The sequence below is a fragment of the Bradyrhizobium sp. CCBAU 53340 genome, assembly GCF_015291645.1.
Taxonomy (GTDB): Bacteria; Pseudomonadota; Alphaproteobacteria; order Rhizobiales; family Xanthobacteraceae; genus Bradyrhizobium.
Genome location: NZ_CP030055.1, coordinates 3,205,272 through 3,225,367, shown reverse-complemented (window position 1 = coordinate 3,225,367; position 20,096 = coordinate 3,205,272). Strand labels below are relative to the sequence as shown.

Annotated in this window: 18 protein-coding genes and 2 pseudogenes; all 20 read right to left on the bottom strand. The window is 61.7% G+C overall.

Going from position 1 to position 20,096, the window contains the following annotated elements:
- Positions 1–63: 63 nt before the first annotated feature.
- The 20 genes and pseudogenes from XH89_RS15195 to XH89_RS15110 all read right to left on the bottom strand — a co-directional run bounded on the left by XH89_RS15195 (position 64) and on the right by XH89_RS15110 (position 20,018).
- Positions 64–819 carry an SDR family oxidoreductase gene (locus XH89_RS15195; protein WP_194468498.1) on the bottom strand — a complete coding sequence of 252 codons (756 nt, stop codon included), beginning with the start codon at positions 817–819 and terminating at the stop codon, positions 64–66.
- A 27-nt stretch (positions 820–846) separates the two neighbouring features.
- The gene (locus tag XH89_RS15190) at positions 847–1,569 is read right to left on the bottom strand and encodes an HpcH/HpaI aldolase/citrate lyase family protein (protein WP_194467807.1); all 723 of its coding nucleotides are present in this window, start codon (positions 1,567–1,569) and stop codon (positions 847–849) included.
- A 15-nt stretch (positions 1,570–1,584) separates the two neighbouring features.
- On the bottom strand, positions 1,585–2,388 hold the full coding sequence (locus XH89_RS15185; protein WP_194467806.1) for an SDR family NAD(P)-dependent oxidoreductase: 804 nt from the start codon (positions 2,386–2,388) through the stop codon (positions 1,585–1,587).
- A 7-nt stretch (positions 2,389–2,395) separates the two neighbouring features.
- On the bottom strand, positions 2,396–4,078 hold the full coding sequence (locus tag XH89_RS15180) for a hydantoinase B/oxoprolinase family protein (RefSeq protein WP_194467805.1): 1,683 nt from the start codon (positions 4,076–4,078) through the stop codon (positions 2,396–2,398).
- Between the two features lie 12 nt (positions 4,079–4,090).
- A complete protein-coding gene (locus XH89_RS15175) occupies positions 4,091–6,157 on the bottom strand; it encodes a hydantoinase/oxoprolinase family protein (RefSeq protein WP_194467804.1) in 2,067 nt (688 codons plus the stop codon).
- A 162-nt stretch (positions 6,158–6,319) separates the two neighbouring features.
- Positions 6,320–7,261: a nitrogen assimilation transcriptional regulator NAC gene (gene nac, locus XH89_RS15170; RefSeq protein ID WP_194467803.1), complete on the bottom strand. Its 942-nt coding sequence runs from the start codon at positions 7,259–7,261 to the stop codon at positions 6,320–6,322.
- A 122-nt stretch (positions 7,262–7,383) separates the two neighbouring features.
- A complete protein-coding gene (locus XH89_RS15165) occupies positions 7,384–8,592 on the bottom strand; it encodes an aspartate transaminase (RefSeq protein WP_194467802.1) in 1,209 nt (402 codons plus the stop codon).
- Positions 8,593–8,621: 29 nt separating this feature from the next.
- Positions 8,622–9,362, bottom strand: a complete 741-nt coding sequence (locus tag XH89_RS15160) for an ABC transporter ATP-binding protein (protein WP_194467801.1) — start codon at positions 9,360–9,362, stop codon at positions 8,622–8,624.
- A complete protein-coding gene (locus XH89_RS15155; RefSeq protein ID WP_194467800.1) occupies positions 9,355–10,125 on the bottom strand; it encodes an ABC transporter ATP-binding protein in 771 nt (256 codons plus the stop codon). Before XH89_RS15155 ends, XH89_RS15160 begins: the two co-directional genes overlap by 8 nt.
- Positions 10,122–11,108, bottom strand: a complete 987-nt coding sequence (locus tag XH89_RS15150) for a branched-chain amino acid ABC transporter permease (protein ID WP_194467799.1) — start codon at positions 11,106–11,108, stop codon at positions 10,122–10,124. The genes XH89_RS15155 and XH89_RS15150 overlap by 4 nt, the downstream gene beginning before the upstream one ends.
- A gap of 43 nt (positions 11,109–11,151) precedes the next feature.
- A complete protein-coding gene (locus XH89_RS15145) occupies positions 11,152–12,024 on the bottom strand; it encodes a branched-chain amino acid ABC transporter permease (protein ID WP_194467798.1) in 873 nt (290 codons plus the stop codon).
- A gap of 20 nt (positions 12,025–12,044) precedes the next feature.
- Positions 12,045–13,229: an ABC transporter substrate-binding protein gene (locus tag XH89_RS15140; RefSeq protein WP_194467797.1), complete on the bottom strand. Its 1,185-nt coding sequence runs from the start codon at positions 13,227–13,229 to the stop codon at positions 12,045–12,047.
- Between the two features lie 650 nt (positions 13,230–13,879).
- Positions 13,880–14,710, bottom strand: a pseudogene (locus XH89_RS15135) (methyl-accepting chemotaxis protein); the annotation flags it as partial.
- Positions 14,711–14,830: 120 nt separating this feature from the next.
- Positions 14,831–15,049 (bottom strand): annotated as a pseudogene (locus tag XH89_RS41295) (PAS domain-containing protein); the annotation flags it as partial.
- Positions 15,050–15,217: 168 nt separating this feature from the next.
- Entirely contained in the window at positions 15,218–15,400 is a 183-nt protein-coding gene (locus tag XH89_RS15130; protein ID WP_194467795.1) for a hypothetical protein, read from the bottom strand.
- A 35-nt stretch (positions 15,401–15,435) separates the two neighbouring features.
- Positions 15,436–16,569 (bottom strand): WD40 repeat domain-containing protein, encoded by a 1,134-nt coding sequence (locus tag XH89_RS15125; RefSeq protein ID WP_194467794.1) that lies wholly within the window; start codon positions 16,567–16,569, stop codon positions 15,436–15,438.
- Positions 16,570–16,620: 51 nt separating this feature from the next.
- The gene (locus XH89_RS41120) at positions 16,621–16,902 is read right to left on the bottom strand and encodes a hypothetical protein (RefSeq protein WP_246767848.1); all 282 of its coding nucleotides are present in this window, start codon (positions 16,900–16,902) and stop codon (positions 16,621–16,623) included.
- Positions 16,899–17,348, bottom strand: coding sequence for a hypothetical protein (locus XH89_RS15120; protein ID WP_194467793.1), 450 nt, complete (start codon positions 17,346–17,348; stop codon positions 16,899–16,901). The genes XH89_RS41120 and XH89_RS15120 overlap by 4 nt, the downstream gene beginning before the upstream one ends.
- A gap of 14 nt (positions 17,349–17,362) precedes the next feature.
- Positions 17,363–19,423 carry a sigma-54-dependent Fis family transcriptional regulator gene (locus tag XH89_RS15115; RefSeq protein WP_194467792.1) on the bottom strand — a complete coding sequence of 687 codons (2,061 nt, stop codon included), beginning with the start codon at positions 19,421–19,423 and terminating at the stop codon, positions 17,363–17,365.
- A 100-nt stretch (positions 19,424–19,523) separates the two neighbouring features.
- Positions 19,524–20,018 (bottom strand): hypothetical protein, encoded by a 495-nt coding sequence (locus tag XH89_RS15110; protein WP_194467791.1) that lies wholly within the window; start codon positions 20,016–20,018, stop codon positions 19,524–19,526.
- Positions 20,019–20,096 lie beyond the last annotated feature (78 nt).

Sequence of the window (20,096 nt, the reverse complement as noted above, 5' to 3'; positions counted from 1 at the left end):
CGGAATCCTTCGTGAAGGCCGGTCCAAGGCGGCGGTGTTGTTTGAAGGCGGTGAGGCGTTAGATCACAGGCAGGTGCTGATGCCGCCATCGACATAGAGCGTATGGCCGTTGACGAAGGACGACGCCTCACCGGAGAGGAACACGGCGGTGCCGATCAGTTCGTCGACATTGCCCCAGCGCGATGCTGGCGTGCGCTTTTCGAGCCATGCCGAGAACTCGGGATTGTCCACCAGAGCCTGGTTAAGGGGAGTCTTAAAATAGCCGGGTGCGATCGCGTTGACCTGCAGACCGTGCCTCGCCCAATCGGCACACATGCCCCGCGTCAGGTTCTTGATTGCTCCCTTCGTCGCGGTGTACGGCGCGATGCCGGGCCGCGCCAATTCACTCTGGACCGACGCTATATTGATGATCTTGCCTTTCCCGCGTGAGATCATATGGCGTGCTACGGCCTGACCGACGTAGAAGGCGCTGGAGACGTTGGTCTTGAGCAACTCCTCCCACTTCTCCGAGGGAAAGTCCTCCAACGGAGTGCGAAATTGCATGCCGGCGTTGTTGACGAGAATGTCAATCGGCCCGATCGCCTCTTCAATGCGCGAGATTCCACCGCGAACGGCGTCGGGCCGGGTCACATCGAAGCTCGTCACTGCGACCTCATGGCCGCCGGCCCTGACGCTTGCCGCGGCCGCATCCAGTTTGTTGCGGTCGCGGCCATTCAGCACCACGGAGGCGCCGTGCTCGGCCAGCCCTCGGGCGATGGCAAGCCCGATGCCTTGCGATGATCCCGTTACCAGCGCGCGCCGGCCCGCGAGATTGAACATTTCGAATGCCACGGGATTCCTTTCCCACTACGCGTACGTTGTCCGAGCTGAGCGTTCAAGCAGCTTCATGACAGCAGCTAGGCCGACACGCAGGAACGGGTCGGAGTGGATGTAGAAATACCGCACTCCCTGCTCCAGCAGCGCAGGCAGTTCATCCGACGTCACGAGCGTTCCGGCAACCTTGCCGGCTGCGCGGATCTTCTTCACGGCGTGGGCAACGCGCTCCGTAACGGCCTGCGGCCTGGGCTGCCCGAAAGGCGGCGCCGGCGGATAACCCATGTTCTGTGAGAGGTCGCCGGGCCCGATGAAAAAGACATCGATCCCTTCCACCGCGAGCAGTTCCTCAATGTCCTCGATCGCCTTTGGCGTCTCGATCATGGCGATGACGAGCCGCTTTTCGTGATCGGCGGGGCATGCGTAGCGAACCGCATCGACAATGGCGCGCGCCTGCTCGGCGGTATCGACCATCGGCACCATTAGACCGTCTGCACCGGCATTGAGATAGCGGATTAGGACCGGCCGCTCATGGGAATGCGGACGAACGATCGCGGCGCCGCCGGCACCGCGGACGACCTGGGCCGTGACCCGAACATCCTCGAAGCTCCAGGTGCCGTGCTCGCAATCGACGAAGATGGCATCCCCACCGAGCTCGACCAGGCGGACAGCGAGTCCCGACGACGAGTGATGGGGCGTAAACATGGTGACCGCCTCGCCCTTGGCAAGGCGTTCGCGCAACTTGGCTCCGTTCATGGGAGATCCTCTTCTCTAGCTTTTCGGCTTGTCGGCGAGGCCCTCGGGTGCACCGACCCAACGGGCCGTTTCAATGTCCGCGGACGTATCGCGCATGAAAGTCGGACAGATGTGCAACTCGGGGATCACGGCACCCTTTTGCAGGCTCGCACAGAGCAGCACCGCACGCGCGACGTCGTGCGGATTGAGCATCACGGCGCGTTCGCTGTCTAGCGGCGGGCGCGCGCGGTTATCCATGATAGGTGTGTCGGTCTCGCCTGGCAGGATCGTCGTTGCTCGGATGCCCTGGTTACGAAACGTGTTGTGCAGGAACGTCATGAAGTTCTTCACGCCGGCCTTGGCCGCACCATAGGCCGCTCCCCCAAGCAGGTTCGGGTTCACGACCGCGAGCGACGACACGGTGATAACAGTGCCTTCCTTCCTGGCAATCATGTCGTCCAGAACGGCCTGCGTCAGGTTGAACACGGCGGTGAGATTGACGTTGACCGTGGCATTCCACTCGGCCTCGCTGATGAACCGCGCATTCAGAACCTTGCTGGCGCTGCCGGCGTTGTTAACGAGGATGTCGATCGTCCCGACGTTACGCTTGGCCCAGGCCACTGTCTCCCGGATCGCATCGCGCGATGCCACATCCAGCACATGGGCGACGGCCTTGCCGCCGGCCTTCTCGATGAGCGCGACGACGTCGCGCAGCGGATCAATCCGTCGTCCGGTCAGGACCACCGTTGCACCTTCCTTTGCCAGGAGGATGGCGGCCTCGCGGCCGATGCCCGTGCCGGCCCCTGTGACGAGTGCAATCTTTCCGTCGAGAAGACCCATGATTGTCCTATTCGGCGGCGGTCGCCGCCACGCTTGAGGGCTGATAGCCGTAAATCTGCCTCGCGGCAGCGGACGTAATCAAGCCTTCCGCAAGGTCGAGCTCGATCAATGCCGCACTGCGCTCCGACGTCTTGCCCCAGCCGCCGCCGCCCGGCGTCTCGACCTCCAAGCGATCTCCGGTCTTGAGGACGACCTTGCCCTTTGGAAACTGTGGCTCGCCATTCTTGTGTACCTTGCCGGTGCTGCCGGACTGGCCGCCAACGACGCCGAAGCAGGGATGGCGCACGCGCTCGGACGCCAGGTAGACATTCATGGGATTGGGTCCGAGATTGCGCAGCACGACGCGCTGGCCGAGGCCGCCACGGCTCTTGCCGGCGCCGCCGGAATCCGGGATCAGCTCCTTGCACTCCGTGAGCGCGGGCACCGCGATCTCGAACATTTCGATCGCCGTGACCTTGCAGTTGGAAGGAAAGCTCAGGGTATCGAGACCGTCGAATTCGGCACGCGCGCCTTGCCCGCCGTGGAAATTCTGCACCGAGCCGTATTGCGAACCGTCGTCGCGCCGACCGACGCAGTTGGCAGCCCAGATCGGCGCGCCGCCGCTGTCGCCCATCACCTTGCCCGGCACCACGCCTTCCAGCGCTTTGAAGATAAGCGATGGGATCACATGCCCGATCAGGTTGCGCGAATTGCCCGCCGTCCATTCCTCTGGATTGAGGATCGAGCCGAGCGGCGCCTCGTCCGTGATGGGCGTGATGCAGCCCTCATTGTTCGGCGTATCCGGGTCGAGCAAGCACTTCAGCGCGTAGACCGAATGGGCGTAGCGATAATTGGTGCGACAATTGATCGAATGAAGGATCTGCTCGGACGTTCCGGTGTAGTCGACATGAATGGAATCGTCGCGGACGATCACTGCGGCCTTGAGGGTCACGTCGGTGTCGTAGCCGTCGAGCAGAACCTCGGCACTGTAGGTGCCGTTCGGCCATTGCCGGATCGCGCGCCGGGTCTGCGCTTCGGAGCGGGTGTGGATCGCGTCGGCCAACTCGTCGATGCCGTCGAGATCGTATTCATCGAGGAATTTGACCAGTTCCCGGCCCATCACATTGTTGGCCGCGACCATGGATTCGAGATCGCCCATCACCTCCGTTGGGAGGCGAACAGAGGCGGCGATGATGTCGAGCACGTCCTGGTTGGGGACGCCGGCCTTGTGCAGCTTCACGATCGGAAAGCGAATGCCTTCCTCGAAGATGTCGCTGGCCTCGGAATGCAGGGGAGCGCCGCCGATGTCCGGAAGATGTGCGATCGAGCCGGCATAGGCGACGACCTTGCCGTTCTTGAAGATCGGCGTGATCATTGTGACGTCGGGCAGATGGCCGGTGCCGATCTCGGGATCGTTGGTGGCGAGCACGTCGCCCTCTTGCAACGTCTCGGCCGGAAACTTCGGCAGGAAGTATTTCTGCGCGGCGACCGGCAGCGAGGTAATGAACACCGGGATCGACCAGGTGCATTGCGCCAGCGCGCGACCGCGGCTGTCGAGCAGCACGGTCACATAATCGTGGTTCTCGCGCACGATCGGCGAGAACGCGGTGCGGCCAAGCACGATGTCGGCCTGGTCGGCGATGAAGATCAGGCGATTCCACATCACCTGGAGATTGATCGGATCGTTGAAATCGGCAGCGTTCGCGGACATGGGGCGTGGTCCTCAGGCGATGTTGATCACGAGATTGCCGTTAGCGTCGACGTGAGCCGTACCGCTCGGTCCGACGACCGCGGTCGATTCCCGCTGCTCGACAATTGCCGGCCCCTTGATCTGCCCGTCGACCGGCAGCTTGTAATGATCGTAGACCGGCGTATCGACGAAGCCCCCGGCTTCGCTGAAATAGACCGAACGTGCGCCCTTCCTGGCCTCGGCAACATCGCGCGTATGGGGGCGGGTCACCTGATCCTTCTTGCCGCTCGAGCGCAGACGCCATGTGATCACCTCGACCGATGAACCAGCGACGGTGCGGCCGAACAGCTCGCGATAAAGCTTGTAGAAATTGGCAAGCAGCTCCTCGTGGAATTGCTTCGGCGGCAGGCTGCGATCCGGCAATGCAACAGTGATCTCGTGGCCCTGGCCGACGTGACGCATGTCGACCGTATAGCTGTTGGTGATCGTCTCCGGCGCGACACCAGCGGCGCGGACGACCTCTGCCCCTTGTGCGGAGAGATCGCCGAGCAGGCGGTCCATCGTCGCGAAATCCCAGGTGTCGACCTGCATCGGGAAGCTTGTGGAGAGATCGACTGCCACAGGCGCAATCAGCATGCCGATTGCCGAAGTGACGCCGGCGCCGGTCGGGCAGATGATACGCTTGATGCCAAGCTTGCGCGCGATGCCGTAGGCATGCACGGGACCGGCGCCGCCAAAGGCGACCATGGGAAGGCTGCGCGGATCGACGCCGAGGTCGGTCGCGTGCACGGCCGCGGCCTTGCTCATGGATTCATTGACGAGATCGTGGATTCCGAAGGCGCAACGCGGCACGCTGACATCGAGCGAATCTGCGAGCTTGGTCATCGCCGTGAGCGCGGCGTCTTTCGACACCTTGAAAGATCCGCCGACAAAGGATTCCGTGCCCATGTAGCCGAGCAGGATATCGGCGTCCGTGACGGTCGGCTCGGTACCGCCGCGTTGATAGGCGGCCGGCCCCGGCATCGCGCCCGCCGAGCGTGGCCCGACATCGAGCAGGCCGAGCGGATTCTTCGCTGCGATAGAGCCGCCGCCGGCGCCGATCTCGATCATGCGGATCGACTGGATCTTGAGGGGAAAGCCCGAGCCTTTGCGAAAGCGATGATAGTGTGCGACTTCGAGGTCAGTGCCGACCGTCGGCTCGCCGTTCGGAATCAGGCAGAGCTTTGCGGTGGTGCCGCCCATGTCGAAGGACAGCACGCTGCCCTCGCCTGCGATCCGACCGAATTCGGCAGCGGCAACAGCGCCTGCGGCCGGGCCCGACTCGATCAGGCGCACCGGCAGCTCCGCAGCGCGGCTGCTCGGCACGAGGCCGCCCGACGACGTCATCCAGAGCACTTGACGATGGATACCCTTGGCTGCGAACTCGCGCTCGAGATGCGCCACGTGGCCGGACATCTGCGGCCGCGTATAAGCGTTGACGACGGTGGTCGAGGCGCGGTCGAACTCCCGGACCTCCGGGCAAACCTCTGACGACAGTGACACGAAGATATCGGGATATTCCTCGCGCAGCAGCGCCGCGATGCGCTGTTCATGATCGGGATATTTGTAGGCATGCAGCAGACAGACCGCGACGGACTTGATGCCTTCCTCGCGCAGCCGGCCGGCGATCTCGCGGACAGTCTCCTCCCCGAGCGCGGTCACGACCTCGCCGTCCGCCGAGATGCGCTCGATCGCGCCAAAGCTGTTCGCGCGCGTCACCAGCGGATCGGGATATTTCAAGTTCAGGTCGTAAAGATCGTAGCGCCCTTCGTTGCGGATGCGCAGCATGTCCTGGAAGCCGGCGGTCGAGATGAAGCCGGTCTTGACGCCCTTGCGCTCCAGCACCGCATTGGTGACGACGGTGGTCGCCCCCAGGACCTGAAGGCTGTCGAGATCGACGACATCACCGAATTGCGCGAGTAGCTCTGAAACCCCACGAACCACGGCCTCGGCCGGATTGGCCGGCGTGCTCAGCACCTTGTGAAGATGCAGCTCGCCCTTGTCATCGAGCAGCGCGAAATCGGTAAAAGTTCCCCCGGTATCGAATGCGAGCTTGGCCATCTTTGTCCTCGAAGCGATTATCTTCGAGGGTAGGAAATGCGGCCACACGCGACCACCACAACTCCCGTCTGCCGCCATAGGTTTTGTTTATGGCATGGCGAAACCAGCACAATGCTGCTCGAGCTGCGGCGATGCCCGTGCCTCAAATTGCAAGCGTGCTGCTTAGACCGCCCGGATACCTTGCGGATGACTGCGCATCAGCCTCTCGACCACGGTCAGAAGCACCGAGCGCGTGGCCAGCGCGGGCTCCGACAGCGGCAGATGATCGGAGACGCACAGGGAGACGGTCGCCTCGATGGCGGGGCGGACCAGCCGCCGCACCTCGACGCCCGCAAAGCTCGACGCGCTGGCGGCGGCGACTGAGGCAGGCAGGATGGTCGAGCCCAAGCCTTCGGTCACGGCCGCACCGAGTGCCGAGACCGATTCGATCTCGGAGGCGACGTTCGGCGTGACCCGCGCTCGCGCCAGCGATTCATCAATCAGGCGCCGCAGGAAATGCCCCTGGCTCGGCAGCAGCAGCTTGACGTCGGCCAGCGCCGACAGCGGCAGCGGTTCATCCGTCGACTTCTTCGACGCCGTCTCGGCGCGCGACACGAGATACAGCTCCTCGCGAAACAGCGGCTGGAGCTTGACGCCCTTGATTGGCCCGGAACCATAGATCATGGCCATATCCATCTTCCCGGTCATGATGAGCTCGCTGAGCACGTGACCGAAGCTGTCGTTGATATGGACGATGATCTGCGGATGCAGCGCGGACATCTCTTTCAGAATCGGCAACGACAACGTGCTCGACGCCGAATAGGTCGCAAGTCCAATCGACACGCGCCCGGCCAGCGCCTTGGTCGACTGGTCGATGTCGATCTGCGCCTGCTCGATCTGCTTCAAGAGCAACTGGGCGTGACGATAAAGGATCAGGCCGGCTTCGGTCGGGACAATGCCGTGATTGCTGCGCAGGAGCAGCTTGTGCTTGAAGTGGCTCTCAAGCGCCGCGATCTGCTGCGAGAGCGCCGGTTGCGCCGTGCGCAGCAGGCCGGCCGCGCGCGAAACGCTGCCGGCGTCCACGACTTTGACGAAGCTCTTCAGCTTCCTGAAATCGACGCTCATATGAGTCGAATACCGGCTCTGAGAATAGGATCCTGAGCAGCACTATCCTTTATCTAGCCTATTGATTTCAATGAGATTCTTCTCAGGCCGCCGGGCTTTTCCCGTCCGCGCCTGAAGAGGGCTCAGCGAAGTGCCCGACAGGCCTTTTCGATACGGTCGCAGGCCTCCTTGATCGCTTCCATCGAGGTCGCGATCGACAGTCGGAAATAAGGTGAGAGGCCATAGGCCGCGCCCTGCACCGCGGCGACGCCGACGCCGTCCAGAAGATAGAGCACGAAGTCGAGATCGTTCTCGATGACCTTGCCTTCAGGCGTGGTCTTGCCGATCACACCGGCGCAGCCGGGATAGAGATAGAACGCACCATCGGGCACCAGGCACGACAGGCCGGGGATCGCGTTCAGGCGCGCACAGGCATAATCGCGGCGCTCCTTGTAGAGCTTGACGCTGTCGCGCACGAACGATTGGTCGCTGGTCAGTGCATGGGCCGCTGCCGCCTGGCTGATCGACGACGGACAAGACGACATCTGCGACTGCAGCTTGTTGATCGCCGCGATCAGTGGCGCGGGGCCAGCGGCATAACCGATCCGCCATCCGGTCATGGCATAGGTCTTGGACACGCCGTTGGTGAGCAGGATGCGATCCCTGAGGGCGGGCACTGCCGCCGCGAGCGTCGTCGCAGGCTCGTCGCGATACCAGATCTGGTCGTAGATGTCGTCGGAGAGCACGAGCACATTCGGATGGCGCAGCAGCACGGCACCGAGCGCTTCGAGATCGCTGCGAGAATAGGCCGCGCCGGTCGGATTTGACGGCGCATTGAGGATCAGCCAGCGCGTCTTCGGCGTGATCGCGGCCTCCAGCGCGTCGGCGGTGAGCTTGAAACCCTGGTTCTCGGAGCAGCGGACGATCACTGGCTTGCCGTCATTGGCAATGACCATGTCGGGATAGGAGACCCAATAGGGCGCGGGAATGATGACCTCGGCCCCCTCCTCCACGCTCGCCATCAATGCAAGGAACAGGATCTGCTTGGCCCCGCCACCGACGCAGATTTCGCCGTCCGCATACTCCAACCCGAGGCGCCGCTTGTAGTCGGCAATAATGCCCTTGCGCAGCGCCACGGTACCATTGACGGCGGTGTATTTCGTCTCACCGCGATCGATCGCAGCATGCGCCGCCGCCTTGACGTCGTCAGGCGTGTCGAAATCGGGCTCGCCGATCGCCATGTCGACGATGTCGCGGCCGGCGGCCTTCAGCTCGCGCACGCGCGCGGACGCTGCCGTGGTCGGGGAAATCTTGATGCGCGAGACGCGCGTGGCCGGCACGAAGATCGTCACTGGGGTCGTCCTTTGCGTTGCAGATCGTATTAGTGCTCGACGTCGGTCTCACCGCGCATGCGGCCGGTGAGGAACAGCTCGCCGAGCTCGTCGTGAGTGATGTCGGCAGGCCGGCCGTCCCAGATCACCTTTCCGAGCCGCAAGATGACGGCGCGTTGGGCGACTTGCATGGCCTTCTTGGTGTTCTGCTCGACCAGCAGGATGGTCTGCCCGGCCGCGTTGATGCGCGCGAGCTCGTCGAACACGATTCCGATAGCGGTCGGCGACAAGCCGACGGAGGGCTCGTCGACCAGCAGGATCTTTGGCCGCTGCAACACGGCCATCGCGACCTCGAGCAGTTGCTGCTCGCCGCCGGACATATTGCCGGCGAGCGTGTTGCGGCGCGTCTTCAGGATCGGAAACAGGTCGTAGACATAGTCGCGTTCCGCCTTCACCTTGCTGTCGCGCAAGGTATAAGCGGCCATCTGCAAATTCTCGTCGACCGTCATGACAGGAAAATTGCAACGGCCCTGCGGCACCCAGGAGATGCCTTCGGCCAGGATCGCGCGCGACTTGAGAGCCGAGATGTCCTTGCCCTGCCAATTGATGCTGCCGCCTTTGACGGTCGTCATGCCGTAGAGCGTCTTGAGGAGCGTCGATTTGCCTGCGCCGTTCGGGCCCATCAGCGCGACGAACTGGCCTTGCGGCACGTCGAGATCGACGCCGTTGAGGATGTCGAGCGAGCCGTATCCCGCGCGCAGGCCCTTGATCGAAAGAGAGGGTTCAGCCACCGAGATAGGCCTCCCGCACTGCCTGGTTCTGGACGATCTCGTGCGGCGTGCCTTCCGCAAGCTTGCGCCCCTGGTCGAGCACGACCACGCGCCGGCACAGGCTCGTGACCACGTCGATGTTGTGCTCGATGATCAGGAAGCTGACGCCGAACGAGGTGTTGGCAAGACGAATGCTGTCAACCACGCGCTCGATCAGTTTTGGATTGATGCCGGCCATGGGCTCGTCGAGCAGGATGAGCTTCGGCTCAGGCATCAGCATCGAGGCGAACTGGATCAGCTTCTGCTGTCCGCCGGAGAGTTTTCCTGCGGGCTGGAAGCGCACATCCCAAAGGCCGGCGATCTTGATCAGCTCGCGCGCCCGCTCCCGCAGGGCCGCAACACGATTGCGCGCGGCAGCGCCGATCCCGAAGGTCGACAAGATCCCGGGGAAGGTGAACATCTGGCCGGCGATGACGAGGTTCTCCTCGATATCGAGTGCCGAGAACACCACCGTCTTCTGGAACGAGCGCAGCATGCGCCCCTGCCGCGCGATATCGTTCAGCGACCAGCCCGTGATGTCCTGGCCATCGAGTTTCACTGCCCCGGCGCTCGGCTTGGCAAGCCCGGTCACGCAGTCGAAGAAGGTGGACTTTCCGGAGCCATTTGGTCCGATCAGCCCACAAATCTCGCCACGATCGACATGCAGGTCGACCCCGTCGACCGCGCGCACCGCGCCGTAGGATTTGCAGAGCCCGGAAATGTCGAGGATCGGCAGCCCGTTCATTTGCGCCTCTCGAGGAATGACCAGAAACGGCCGATCAGCGGTGCGAAGCCGTTCGGGAAGTAGAATACGAGGGCGAGCAGGAAGAAGCCGTAGGCGATCATGCGCAGTTCCGGCGCGACGCGCAGGGCTTCGGTGAGGCCGACGAACAGCAGGCTTCCGAAGATGACGCCTGAGATGGTCCCTGCCCCGCCGCCGAGCACGATGATCAGCATCGTGGTCGAATAATACATCTGGAAAGTTAGCGGGCTCACCACAGTGAGGTAGTGGGCATAAAGACTGCCGCCGAGCCCGGCAAAAACGGCGCTGATCATGAAGACGATCAGTTTGTAGTGCCACGTGGGGATGCCGACGGATTCCGCCAGCGTCTCGTTCTCGCGAATGGCGATCATGTTGCGGCCGGCCGGCGAACGCACGATCAAATAAACGACCAGCGTCGCCAGCGCCGCGATCGCGAGCACCAGATAGTAGAAGCCGACGGTGCCGGATACCGTGAACGAGGCCGGCCCCAGCGCAAAGTAAGGCTTCGGTATCGCCGCCAGGCCCATGTCGCCGCGCGTCAGGCTGATCCAGTTTTTGGCGATCGCCTGCCCGATGATGACGAAGCCGAGGGTGCACATCACGAAGGATGTCGAGCGCAACCGCAGCGCGGGAATGCCGAGCGGCAACGCGATCGCACCCGTCACAAGGCCGGCGGCGAGGAAATTCAGATAGAACGGCGTGACGACATGCACGGCCAGCAGCGCCGAGGCATAGGCTCCGATGCCGAAGAACGCCGCTTGCGCCAGCGACAGCAGCCCGGTGTAGCCGAGCAGCAGGTTGAGACCATGCGCCGGCAGCAGGAAGATCAGCGCAATGATGATCGCGTGCAGCGGATAGGTCCCGAGGAACAGCGGCGCGACGCAGGCCAGCGCCGCCAGCGCAAGGCCGAACGGGATGCGCAGGTCCGGTCCCGTCTTGGCGATCGGACTTTCTGCCGGTGTCATGGTCTGATCTCGGACAATCTCGGTCAATGTCACATCCCGGCGATCAGAAGCGCGCCTGCGCGGAGAACAGCCCGTGCGGACGCCACATCAGCACCAGCATCAGGGTCGCAAAGCCGACGGTGTCTCGGAACTGCAAGCCAACATAGGTCGCGACCAGGCTCTCGGCGATGCCGAGGATCATCGCCGCGACGAAGGTGCCGCGGACGTTGCCAAGCCCGCCCATGATGATGATCGGCAGCGTCTTGAAGGTGATGAGCTCGCCCATGCCGCCGTAGACGCTGACGTTGACGGGCGCAGTCAGCACGCCCGACAGCGCCGCAAGGCCGGCGCCGAGGATGAAGGTCCACAGCGCAATATGGCGGACGTCGATGCCGACCACCGCGCAGCACTCGATATTCTGCGAGACCGCGCGCATCGCCTTGCCCATCCGGCTGTAGGTGACCATCAGCTCGAGGCCGACGAACACGATGAGGCCGACGATGATGATGAGGATGCGCTGCTCGGCCAGCGTGAAGCCAAACAGCGTGACCGGCTCGATATAGCCGCCGGAGAAGAACTTGTAGCTGCCGCCGAACACCAGAATGATGGTGTTCTGGAGGATCAGAGAAACGCCGAGGGTCGCAAGAACGCCCGCCTCGGCCGGGGCTCCCACGATCCGCTGCATCACGAGGTTACCGACGACGACCGCGATCAAGGCCGTCGCCACCACACCGATCACGATCGCCACCGGATAGGGCAGATCGAAATAGTCGATCGCGAACCAGGCGCCGAAGGTCCCCAGCATGTAGTATTCGCCGTGAGCGAAATTGATGGCGCGCAGCACGCCGAAGATCATCGTCATACCGACGGCAACGATCGCGTAGACTGATCCGGATACGATGCCGTTAACGACCTGCTCGATGACCGTGTAGAACATGTGAGCCCCGTTGTGCCGTCTTACTTCGGATAGTCGATCTCAGCCGAGTAAGCTCCCTTGATGGCGGGCTTGCCGTGCTCGATTTCCAGCAGGATCATCGGCAAGCGGGCCTGGTTGTGATCGTCGAACGTCACCTCGCCAACTGCGCTTTCGTAGTGGATTGCGGAGAGCGCGGCGCGGACCTTGTCGCGGTCGATGCTCTGGGCTTGCTCGATCGCCTTGGCCAGCAGGTGCACCGTCTCCCAATGCACATAGGCGTGATTGTTCGGCGCCTCGCCGTACTCGGCGATGAACTTCTCCACGAACGCCTTGCTCTTCGGGGAGTCGTAAGCCGGAAGCCAGGCCGCCGCCTCGATGGCGCCTTCGAGCGCCTTCGGCGCCGCCTTGATCGAGCTTGCCGTATTGAACTCGGCGTTGCCGATCAGCGGAATTTTGCCGGCGATCCCGACCTCGATCATCTGGCGACCGACGATGGGCGTCGAATCTGCATTGCCATACATGATGATGGCCTGGGCGCCGGAATCGCGGATCTTGGAGAGCACGCTGCGGAAGTCGACCTCGCCTTCCTTATAGTAATCCTCGGTCAGGATCTGGCTGTTGAAGCGGGGCAGATACTTTTTGGTGAAGGTAATGGCCGCGCGCCCATAGTCGGTATCGACCGAGAGAACGGCGTATTTCGTAAAGCCCTTCTTCTCGGCGGCGTATTGCAGCACGATCAGTGCGCGGTTCTCGTCAGTCGGATAGTTGCGGAACGTCCATTTGAAGCCGCCAACGCCGGCCTTATAGGTGATCATCGGGTTGGACGACGCTGCATTGAGGAGCAGGACACCTGCGTCCTCGGCGACCGGCTGCATGGCCAGCGTGACCGAGCTCGAGACGTCGCCGATGATGTAGTCGACCTGGTTCTGGTCGATCAGGCGACGCGTCGCCGAAACGCCCTCGACCGGCGTCCCCTGGCTGTCCGCGGGCATGACGTTGATCTTGCGGCTGCCGACGCCTCCGGCGGCGTTGATCTCTTTCGCCGCCATCTCGGCACCGCGCAGCGAGAAAGCGCCATACCTGGCATTCGGCCCACTCATCGGCGCGACGAGGCCGAGCTTGACCGTACCATCCTCAGTTCGGGCGAAGGCGATGGAGGAAGCGGACTGTAGTCCAATCAGGGCGGTCCCGATGCAAAATCCCCGTCGGCTCAACTCAATCGTCATTTCCCCGCTCCGTTGCTGCTGCAAATGAATGCGCCTGACCACGTCGCCGCTTTTGCGATCTTGCTCTTAGACTTTTTTGCCGCGGTCGACGGTAAAAAATAGATTTGCGGCTATGGCCGGGGGAAGCATGACTGCGGTCTGCCGCCATAACGAATTCTTATGGCGCAACGCTAGAAATTGGGCTACTTCTATGATCGGTCGCCGATCGTCGCTAGACAGCGCCTCGCTTCTCAACCACGGCGCGATGGTGCCGAGATGCGGCGCCCCATGCGTAGTTGAATGATGGCCGGCCTCTCTATGGCGCTCTTCGTCCAACTACACCCTTCATCCGTCTTAGTCCGGCGGTGGACGCATCAGCTCTCGAAACCGTCTCCGGTCGCGCGCATCTCTCATTTGGTAAGACCATCAATCGTGCGTTCCAGCCACCCGTCCTAGCTGCCAACTCATCGAGGTGACGATTAGATCTAGTATTGCTCAATGCGCAGATGACGTCCTTGACGCCCCATCTCGGATAACCGGCCTGGTCACCAAACCGATAGTTTCTGGCCTGCCTTTTTACGTTCTAACCTGCGATGAGCTTTTTGATCTCGAAAGACTGTGCTGCGCCAAAAGGAGGTGTCGAAAAGCTCCTCGAAATTTTCGCATTTACGTCATGAAGCACGTACCGTCTTGAGAAATCGGCTCACCTCGTCCCTCAGCCGGCCACTCTCGCTCGACAGGGACCGTGCCGAGGTCAACACTTGGGAAGAAGCCACACCAGTTTCAGTGGCCTCACGCCTCACGCCCATGATGTTCGTGGACACCTGTTGGGTACCGCTTGCAGCTTGCTGAACGTTGCGTGCAATCTCTTGCGTCGCGGCACCCTGCTGTTCGACAGCCGCGGCGATGGTCGACGAAATCTCCGCCAGCTTCTCGATCGTACCGCTGATCTCACCTATTGCACTGACTGATTCCTGTGTCGCGGCCTGGATCCCGCCGATCTGCTGGCTGATTTCTCCAGTAGCTTTCGCCGTCTGCTCTGCCAGGGCCTTCACTTCGGACGCCACGACCGCGAAGCCACGGCCGGCTTCGCCCGCCCGCGCCGCCTCGATGGTGGCGTTCAAGGCCAACAAATTAGTCTGTCCCGCGATTGAATTAATGAGCTCAACGACGTCACCGATGCGTGCAGCCGCTTTAGAGAGCTCGCTGACGCGGTCGTTGGTCTTTCGCGCCTGATTGACGGCCTCGTTGGCAATGCGAGCAGCTTCCTGCACCTGTCGGCTGATTTCCCTAACGGATGAGGAAAGTTGCTCGGTCGCTGATGCAACGGACTGCACGTTCGTAGAAGCCGCCTCGGAGGCGGTACCGACGGTCGTAGTTATCTCTTGCGACCGTTCGGCAGTCCTGCTTAGCTTGTTTGCCGAACTCTCGAGTTCAGTTGAGGCTGAAGGAACCGTCTCGATGACTTTGCCGATTGCACTCTCAAAATCGTTGGCCAGGTTGTTGATAAGAGCTTTCTTCTCGGCTTCTGCTGTCATCAACTCGTGAATGTCAACCAACGATCCACAAGCGCGCCGCGGTTTTCCTTTCTCATCGAGCACGACTCCACCTGTCGCTCGAAACCAGCGGTAGCTTCCGTCTTTTACTTTCAGGCGGTACTTTACGTCATAGCCGACGCCCGTCTGGCATGTCGAACCGAACGCGGCAAACGTCGCTGGGGCGTCGTCGGGATGAAGGCGGTCCGACCACGATTGCACGACGTTGGGGAATTCGACCTCGGTCTTATACCCGCACAATCGGCGGAATTCGCTCGACCAAGTCCAGCGCGCGTCGGGATGCATAGCGTCTCCCTCGTGAAGGATCGCGTCCCACAATCCGATGCCCGAATAAAGCGAAAGCGTCTCGAGCCATTCAGCCTTGTGAAGAAGCTCGTCGTTCCGAAAAAGTCGCTTCAACATACCATTCCCCCGCAAACTCTATCGACAAATTCACCTGAACCGCACCGACTCTTACTGTGTCGCCGCGCTTCGCTCAAACGGCTTGTTCTCGGCGATAAACCTCGCGGCCAGCACCAATGCACCCATCGAGAAGTCCTTTCCGTGCGCAGCGACCATGCGTTCGGATAGTTCGGCCAACTCTACAAAGAATCGATCTTTACTTTCGGTTTCACTGACGGAGCGATCGGTCGACATAGTTATTTCTCCTCGTGATTTCGTTTCATCCGTATTCATACTCGAATGGGAAGCTGTTTGAAGACATGCGGCGGGAACGTCACGATCGCTGCCTCGCCCTCAGTCGTTCCGAGTGCCAGATGTTGGCCGTTGGCGGACCAACGCAGGCCATGAACGGCGCCTCCACCTGGCCGCCTGACGACCAATTCGTCGGACCGTCCAACCTTAGCAACAACGACCAGACCGTCGGCATACCCCGCCGCGACCAATCTACCCTGCGGATGGAAATCTACGGCTTCAACGAGCACGAACCGGGCACGGCCGGTGGCGAGGTTCGTCGGTTGCTCGCTGTGGTCGTCAAGCCTAGAAACGTCCCATGCAATTGTCCGATAGGCTCCGCTCGTGGCAAGGATACGGGAGTCCGCGCTCCACGAAAGAGATGCGACGGCTGCGGGATATGTGGGAATCCTGATGATCTTCGCGTCTGCAAGGCGCACCAAGACAACGCCCGCTTCGATCACTGACGCAGCTAACCAGCTTCCATCGGGACTCCACGACAACGCAGAGACAGGTCCCACCTCGAACGAAGTGGCCGGCTCTGGCCGTGGGCCGAACGTTCGAACGAACAGACGACCGTCGGCCCCGATCGCGAAGCTGAGACCATCCGATGATGCCGCAATCGCCGAGGCACGCCCACCAATCCGCTCCTGCAGCCAGACAACCTCACCCTTGGAATCGTAAAAAAGGATCGACCCTCCGGAAGCAGTCAGGATACCACCGCCCGGTACGGGGGCAATAAAATCGACAGGCGCCGCGTTGTTCGATACCGCCCGTGTGACGCCGGACGCCGAAATGCAAAGCAAGCGGCCGTGGTCACTGGTGACGAATTCCGATGTCCCAATCGGAGCGAGACGGAGCGGGCCGTCGCTGATGATCACCTTCGTCAATGGTGGCACTGGTTTCTGTCGAGGTGAAATCGTCGTCCGCCCCATATCCAGTTCCACGCGGCAGCGATCTTGCGGCGGCTCGACGTCGGCCACAGGAGCTATCGCCACAGCGCCATCGGCCAGCGCAAACGCGACACACCGTCCCGCGGGATCAAACGCGGTATTCGTTACGCCCGCACCTACCGTCCAGTGCCGCCCAAGCAAATCATAGAGCGTCGGGGCTTCTGCGTCCATCGTATCCATCGGTCGCCTCACGGTTCGGATCGTCTTATTTACTGGCGGCAATACACCTGTCTAATTCCTCAAGGCGCTGCTCCAGCACAGCGCAATGGGCATCGCATTCCGCCATCTCGGCATTTGCCCTTCGTAAGCGCTCGCGCGCATCCGCGAGGGCCCTGCGGCGGTCAGGCGAACAGCCGGAGGCCGCGATCTTTTGCTCGAGCCTTCAATCTCGAATTCCGCACCGCCGCCAAGCTGACGGTTGAGTAGAGTGCGCGATTGGACGGCCGACATCTCCTGAACGATCTGCAAGCGCTGGGCCAGCATTTGGAGAGCCGTCATCGAACCGGCGCTCATGCGCCGGCCTCGATCTGAACCAGGATCCGCTGCAAGCCACCAACACCAGATACAAAGTGGCGCTGCGCATCATTGACATGAGATTGCAGCGGGTCCCATAGATCGACCCTCAGCAACCGCATCGGATCGCCCGCCATAGCCTCGAGCGCCTGCAAACCAAACTGAAGCCGTAGTCCGATGCCCTGCAGAACGAAATTGGAAAGTTCGCGTGCGTGCGTCTCGATGAAAGGGCGCAATAGCGGATGGGCGCCGTAACTGGCGCCGCGCTTCGCAAGTTCAGTCTCGATGAACACTACGAAATGCCTGACCAGCAGATTTTGGCTTTCGCCAACCAGGTGCATCATGAAAGTCACGTCGCGGTCTGCACGTGACAGTATTTGCGAGGCAACCTCCGCAGCAGCAGCAGCCCCACCTCCTTCTTTTTGTCCGTCCCAGACCATCGCCATGAACGATCGTGTCCTCAGGTCCGCGAGCGATATTGATGCAGTTTCCGATATAGCGTGGCACGCGAAAGCCCTAGCTTCTCGGCCGCGGCGGCAATATTGCCGCCGGCGTTGGCGACGGCCCTCTCGATGGCGCGACGCTCCACTTCATCGAAGCGCGCCACCTCGTCGTTTTCTGGCGTCGAGCGATGACCACTCGGCAACGGCATCGACGGCTGCTGCGCCGCCGCTTCGACGAAGTCCTCCGGCAAGTCCCTCGGGGTCACCACCCCGGTGAGGGTCATGAGCACGAGATTCTCGATTAGATTGCGCAATTCGCGGACGTTGCCCGGCCAGCTATAGCGCCGCATCAATTCCATTGCGGCTGCCTCGAAACGTAGAGGTTGTGTGCCATAGCTTTCCGCAAATTGTCGGTTGAAGTGGTCGATCAGGACCTCGACATCGCCGAGGCGCTCCCGAAGCGGCGGGATGGTGATCTTGACGACGCCGATCCGGAAATACAGATCTTTGCGAAAACGTCCCTCCGCTACCTCCTGCTTCAAATTCCGATTGGTTGACGCCACGAGCCGGACGTCCACGGGACGCGGTTTGTTGTCACCGAGCCGGTACACCGCTCGCTCTTCCAGCACCCGCAGCAAGTATGGTTGCAGATCCAGCGGCATCTCACCGATTTCGTCGAGGCTGAGCACGCCGCCATTGGCAAACTCAAACCTGCCGGGCTTTCCTTCTCGCGTGGCGCCCGTGTATGCGCCCGGGGCATGCCCGAACAATTCGCCGCCAAGAAGCTCCTTGGAGACCGCGCCGCAATTGAACGCGACGAAGGGCTCCTTGCCAGTCTTCTGGCCTCCAGCGTGAACGAGACGAGCAAACAATTCCTTGCCAACTCCGGTCTCGCCCTCGAGTAAGACAGCCGTCCGGCCGAGCGCCGCCCGCTCGACTTTCTCGACCGCCTGCGCCAGTGCTTCGCTACATCCGACAATCGCTTCTTTAGCAAAGGTGAGCGCTGCGCGCGCTATCGGCGAGACTTGGGCGCTGGCAGAACTTGCTCGCGGCCTTGCTGCAAGCACGAGCATAGCCCCCTGGACAACACCATCGACCAGCAGCGGCTCGATCCGTTGTTCACGTAGTCCCTCGGGCAGGCCATTGGTCAGATCTTTAGCCAAACGACCATCCTGGCTCGGAAGTATCCGATTTCCGATGCCCAGGTCGATGGACTCCGCGATCCGTTGCCAGCGAACCCGAGCCATATCGTTGTGGTGGATGACCCGACCGAAACGATCAAGGATCACGACACCGTCAGCGCTGCCCATTCCCGGCATTCGAGAAATGCTGGCCTCGAGCAGCCGTATTCTTTCAAGCCGAATCTTCTCCGAGAGCGCAAGCTCGATGTGATTGGCGGCAATCACCGCCAGTGCAATGTTGTGGCGGTGAAAGATCGCCTGTGGTCCGGAAAAGTCAATGATCCCGATGATGCTGCCGTCGATCGGGCTGCGAATGGGACTGCCGACACAAGTCCAAGCTTTGATACCCTCGGAAAAATGTTCGGCGGCGTGGACGTGAACCGGTTTTCCGGTGACGAGCGCTGTGCCAATGCCGTTGGTGCCGGTCACCGTCTCGCCCCAGGCGGCGCCGACTTCGAGGCGAATATCATGCCCGGCATCGATCGTCCGCTGATCGCCTCCGACATCAAGCACGACGCCATTCCTGTCGGTGATGACCAGCATTGTGGCCGCATCACCAAGGACTTCCGCAACGCGGCGGAAGGTGTGGGCGCTGGAGCCTAGCAGATCATCGTTCTTCAGACGCAGCTCATAGAGCTCGTCCGGCGAAGTCACGAAGCTGCTGCCCCTGCAGTGTGCATTGACTCCCGACTTGATGCTGCGTTGCCATGATTCTTCGATAACGCCCCGCACCAGAGCGTTCTCGCCCTTTGCATCTCCGAACGTCAGGAAATTTTCCCACGCCTTGTTGGTCTCCCGTTCATCGTACGGCCGTCCCTGCTCCGCATCCGCGGCCTCCGGAATTTTGTAGCCTTCCAGGGAAAACGGCGGCTTAGCCATGAAGGTTTCCGTCAGCATTGGAGCACCAAACCTATATTGGCAAACAGCAGCTTGATCGGCAGAAACGACATGAGCAGGGCCAATGAGATCGTGCTCTCACCGGCGTGGCTCACGCAGATCATTCGACCGTTCTGGCGATCGCATCCAAACCGAGACGGCCCGAGATGATCTGCTCCAGGCGCGCTTCCGACGTCTCGTCGGGCACGCTCACTCCCTCGAGGTCGATCAGGACCTTGTATAATTCGTCGTCGAGCGGCTCGAAGATCCCATTCTCGCGTGTCGCCAGAGCCAAGCATCGCGATTGGCCGCCGCCGCGCAATTCGCCGACAAAATGGAGTTGCCGCCCTGACGCGAGATCGGCAATCACGACGCGGCCGTTATAACTGATCCGCACGTAAGGCTCGATCTCCTTCGGCTGAGCCGGAGGCGTGGACCAGAGCTTGCCTGATGGCTGGGGCTCAGAGGGCGGCGTCGGATTGCGCAACTCCTGCCAACGCCCGAGCGTCAGGTGATTGGCGAGCGAGTTGATCTTCGTGCGGTTCTTCTGAAGGAAGTCCTTCGCCTTGAGCTCTTCGCGGTGCGGACCGTCGCGCTTGGAGATGATGTAGACCATGTCCCGTTTCCTCCTGCCCCGGCTGGTCGAATGACCGTGGAGGCTTATGATTTGCCTCCTTCGGGCTCACGCCGAAGC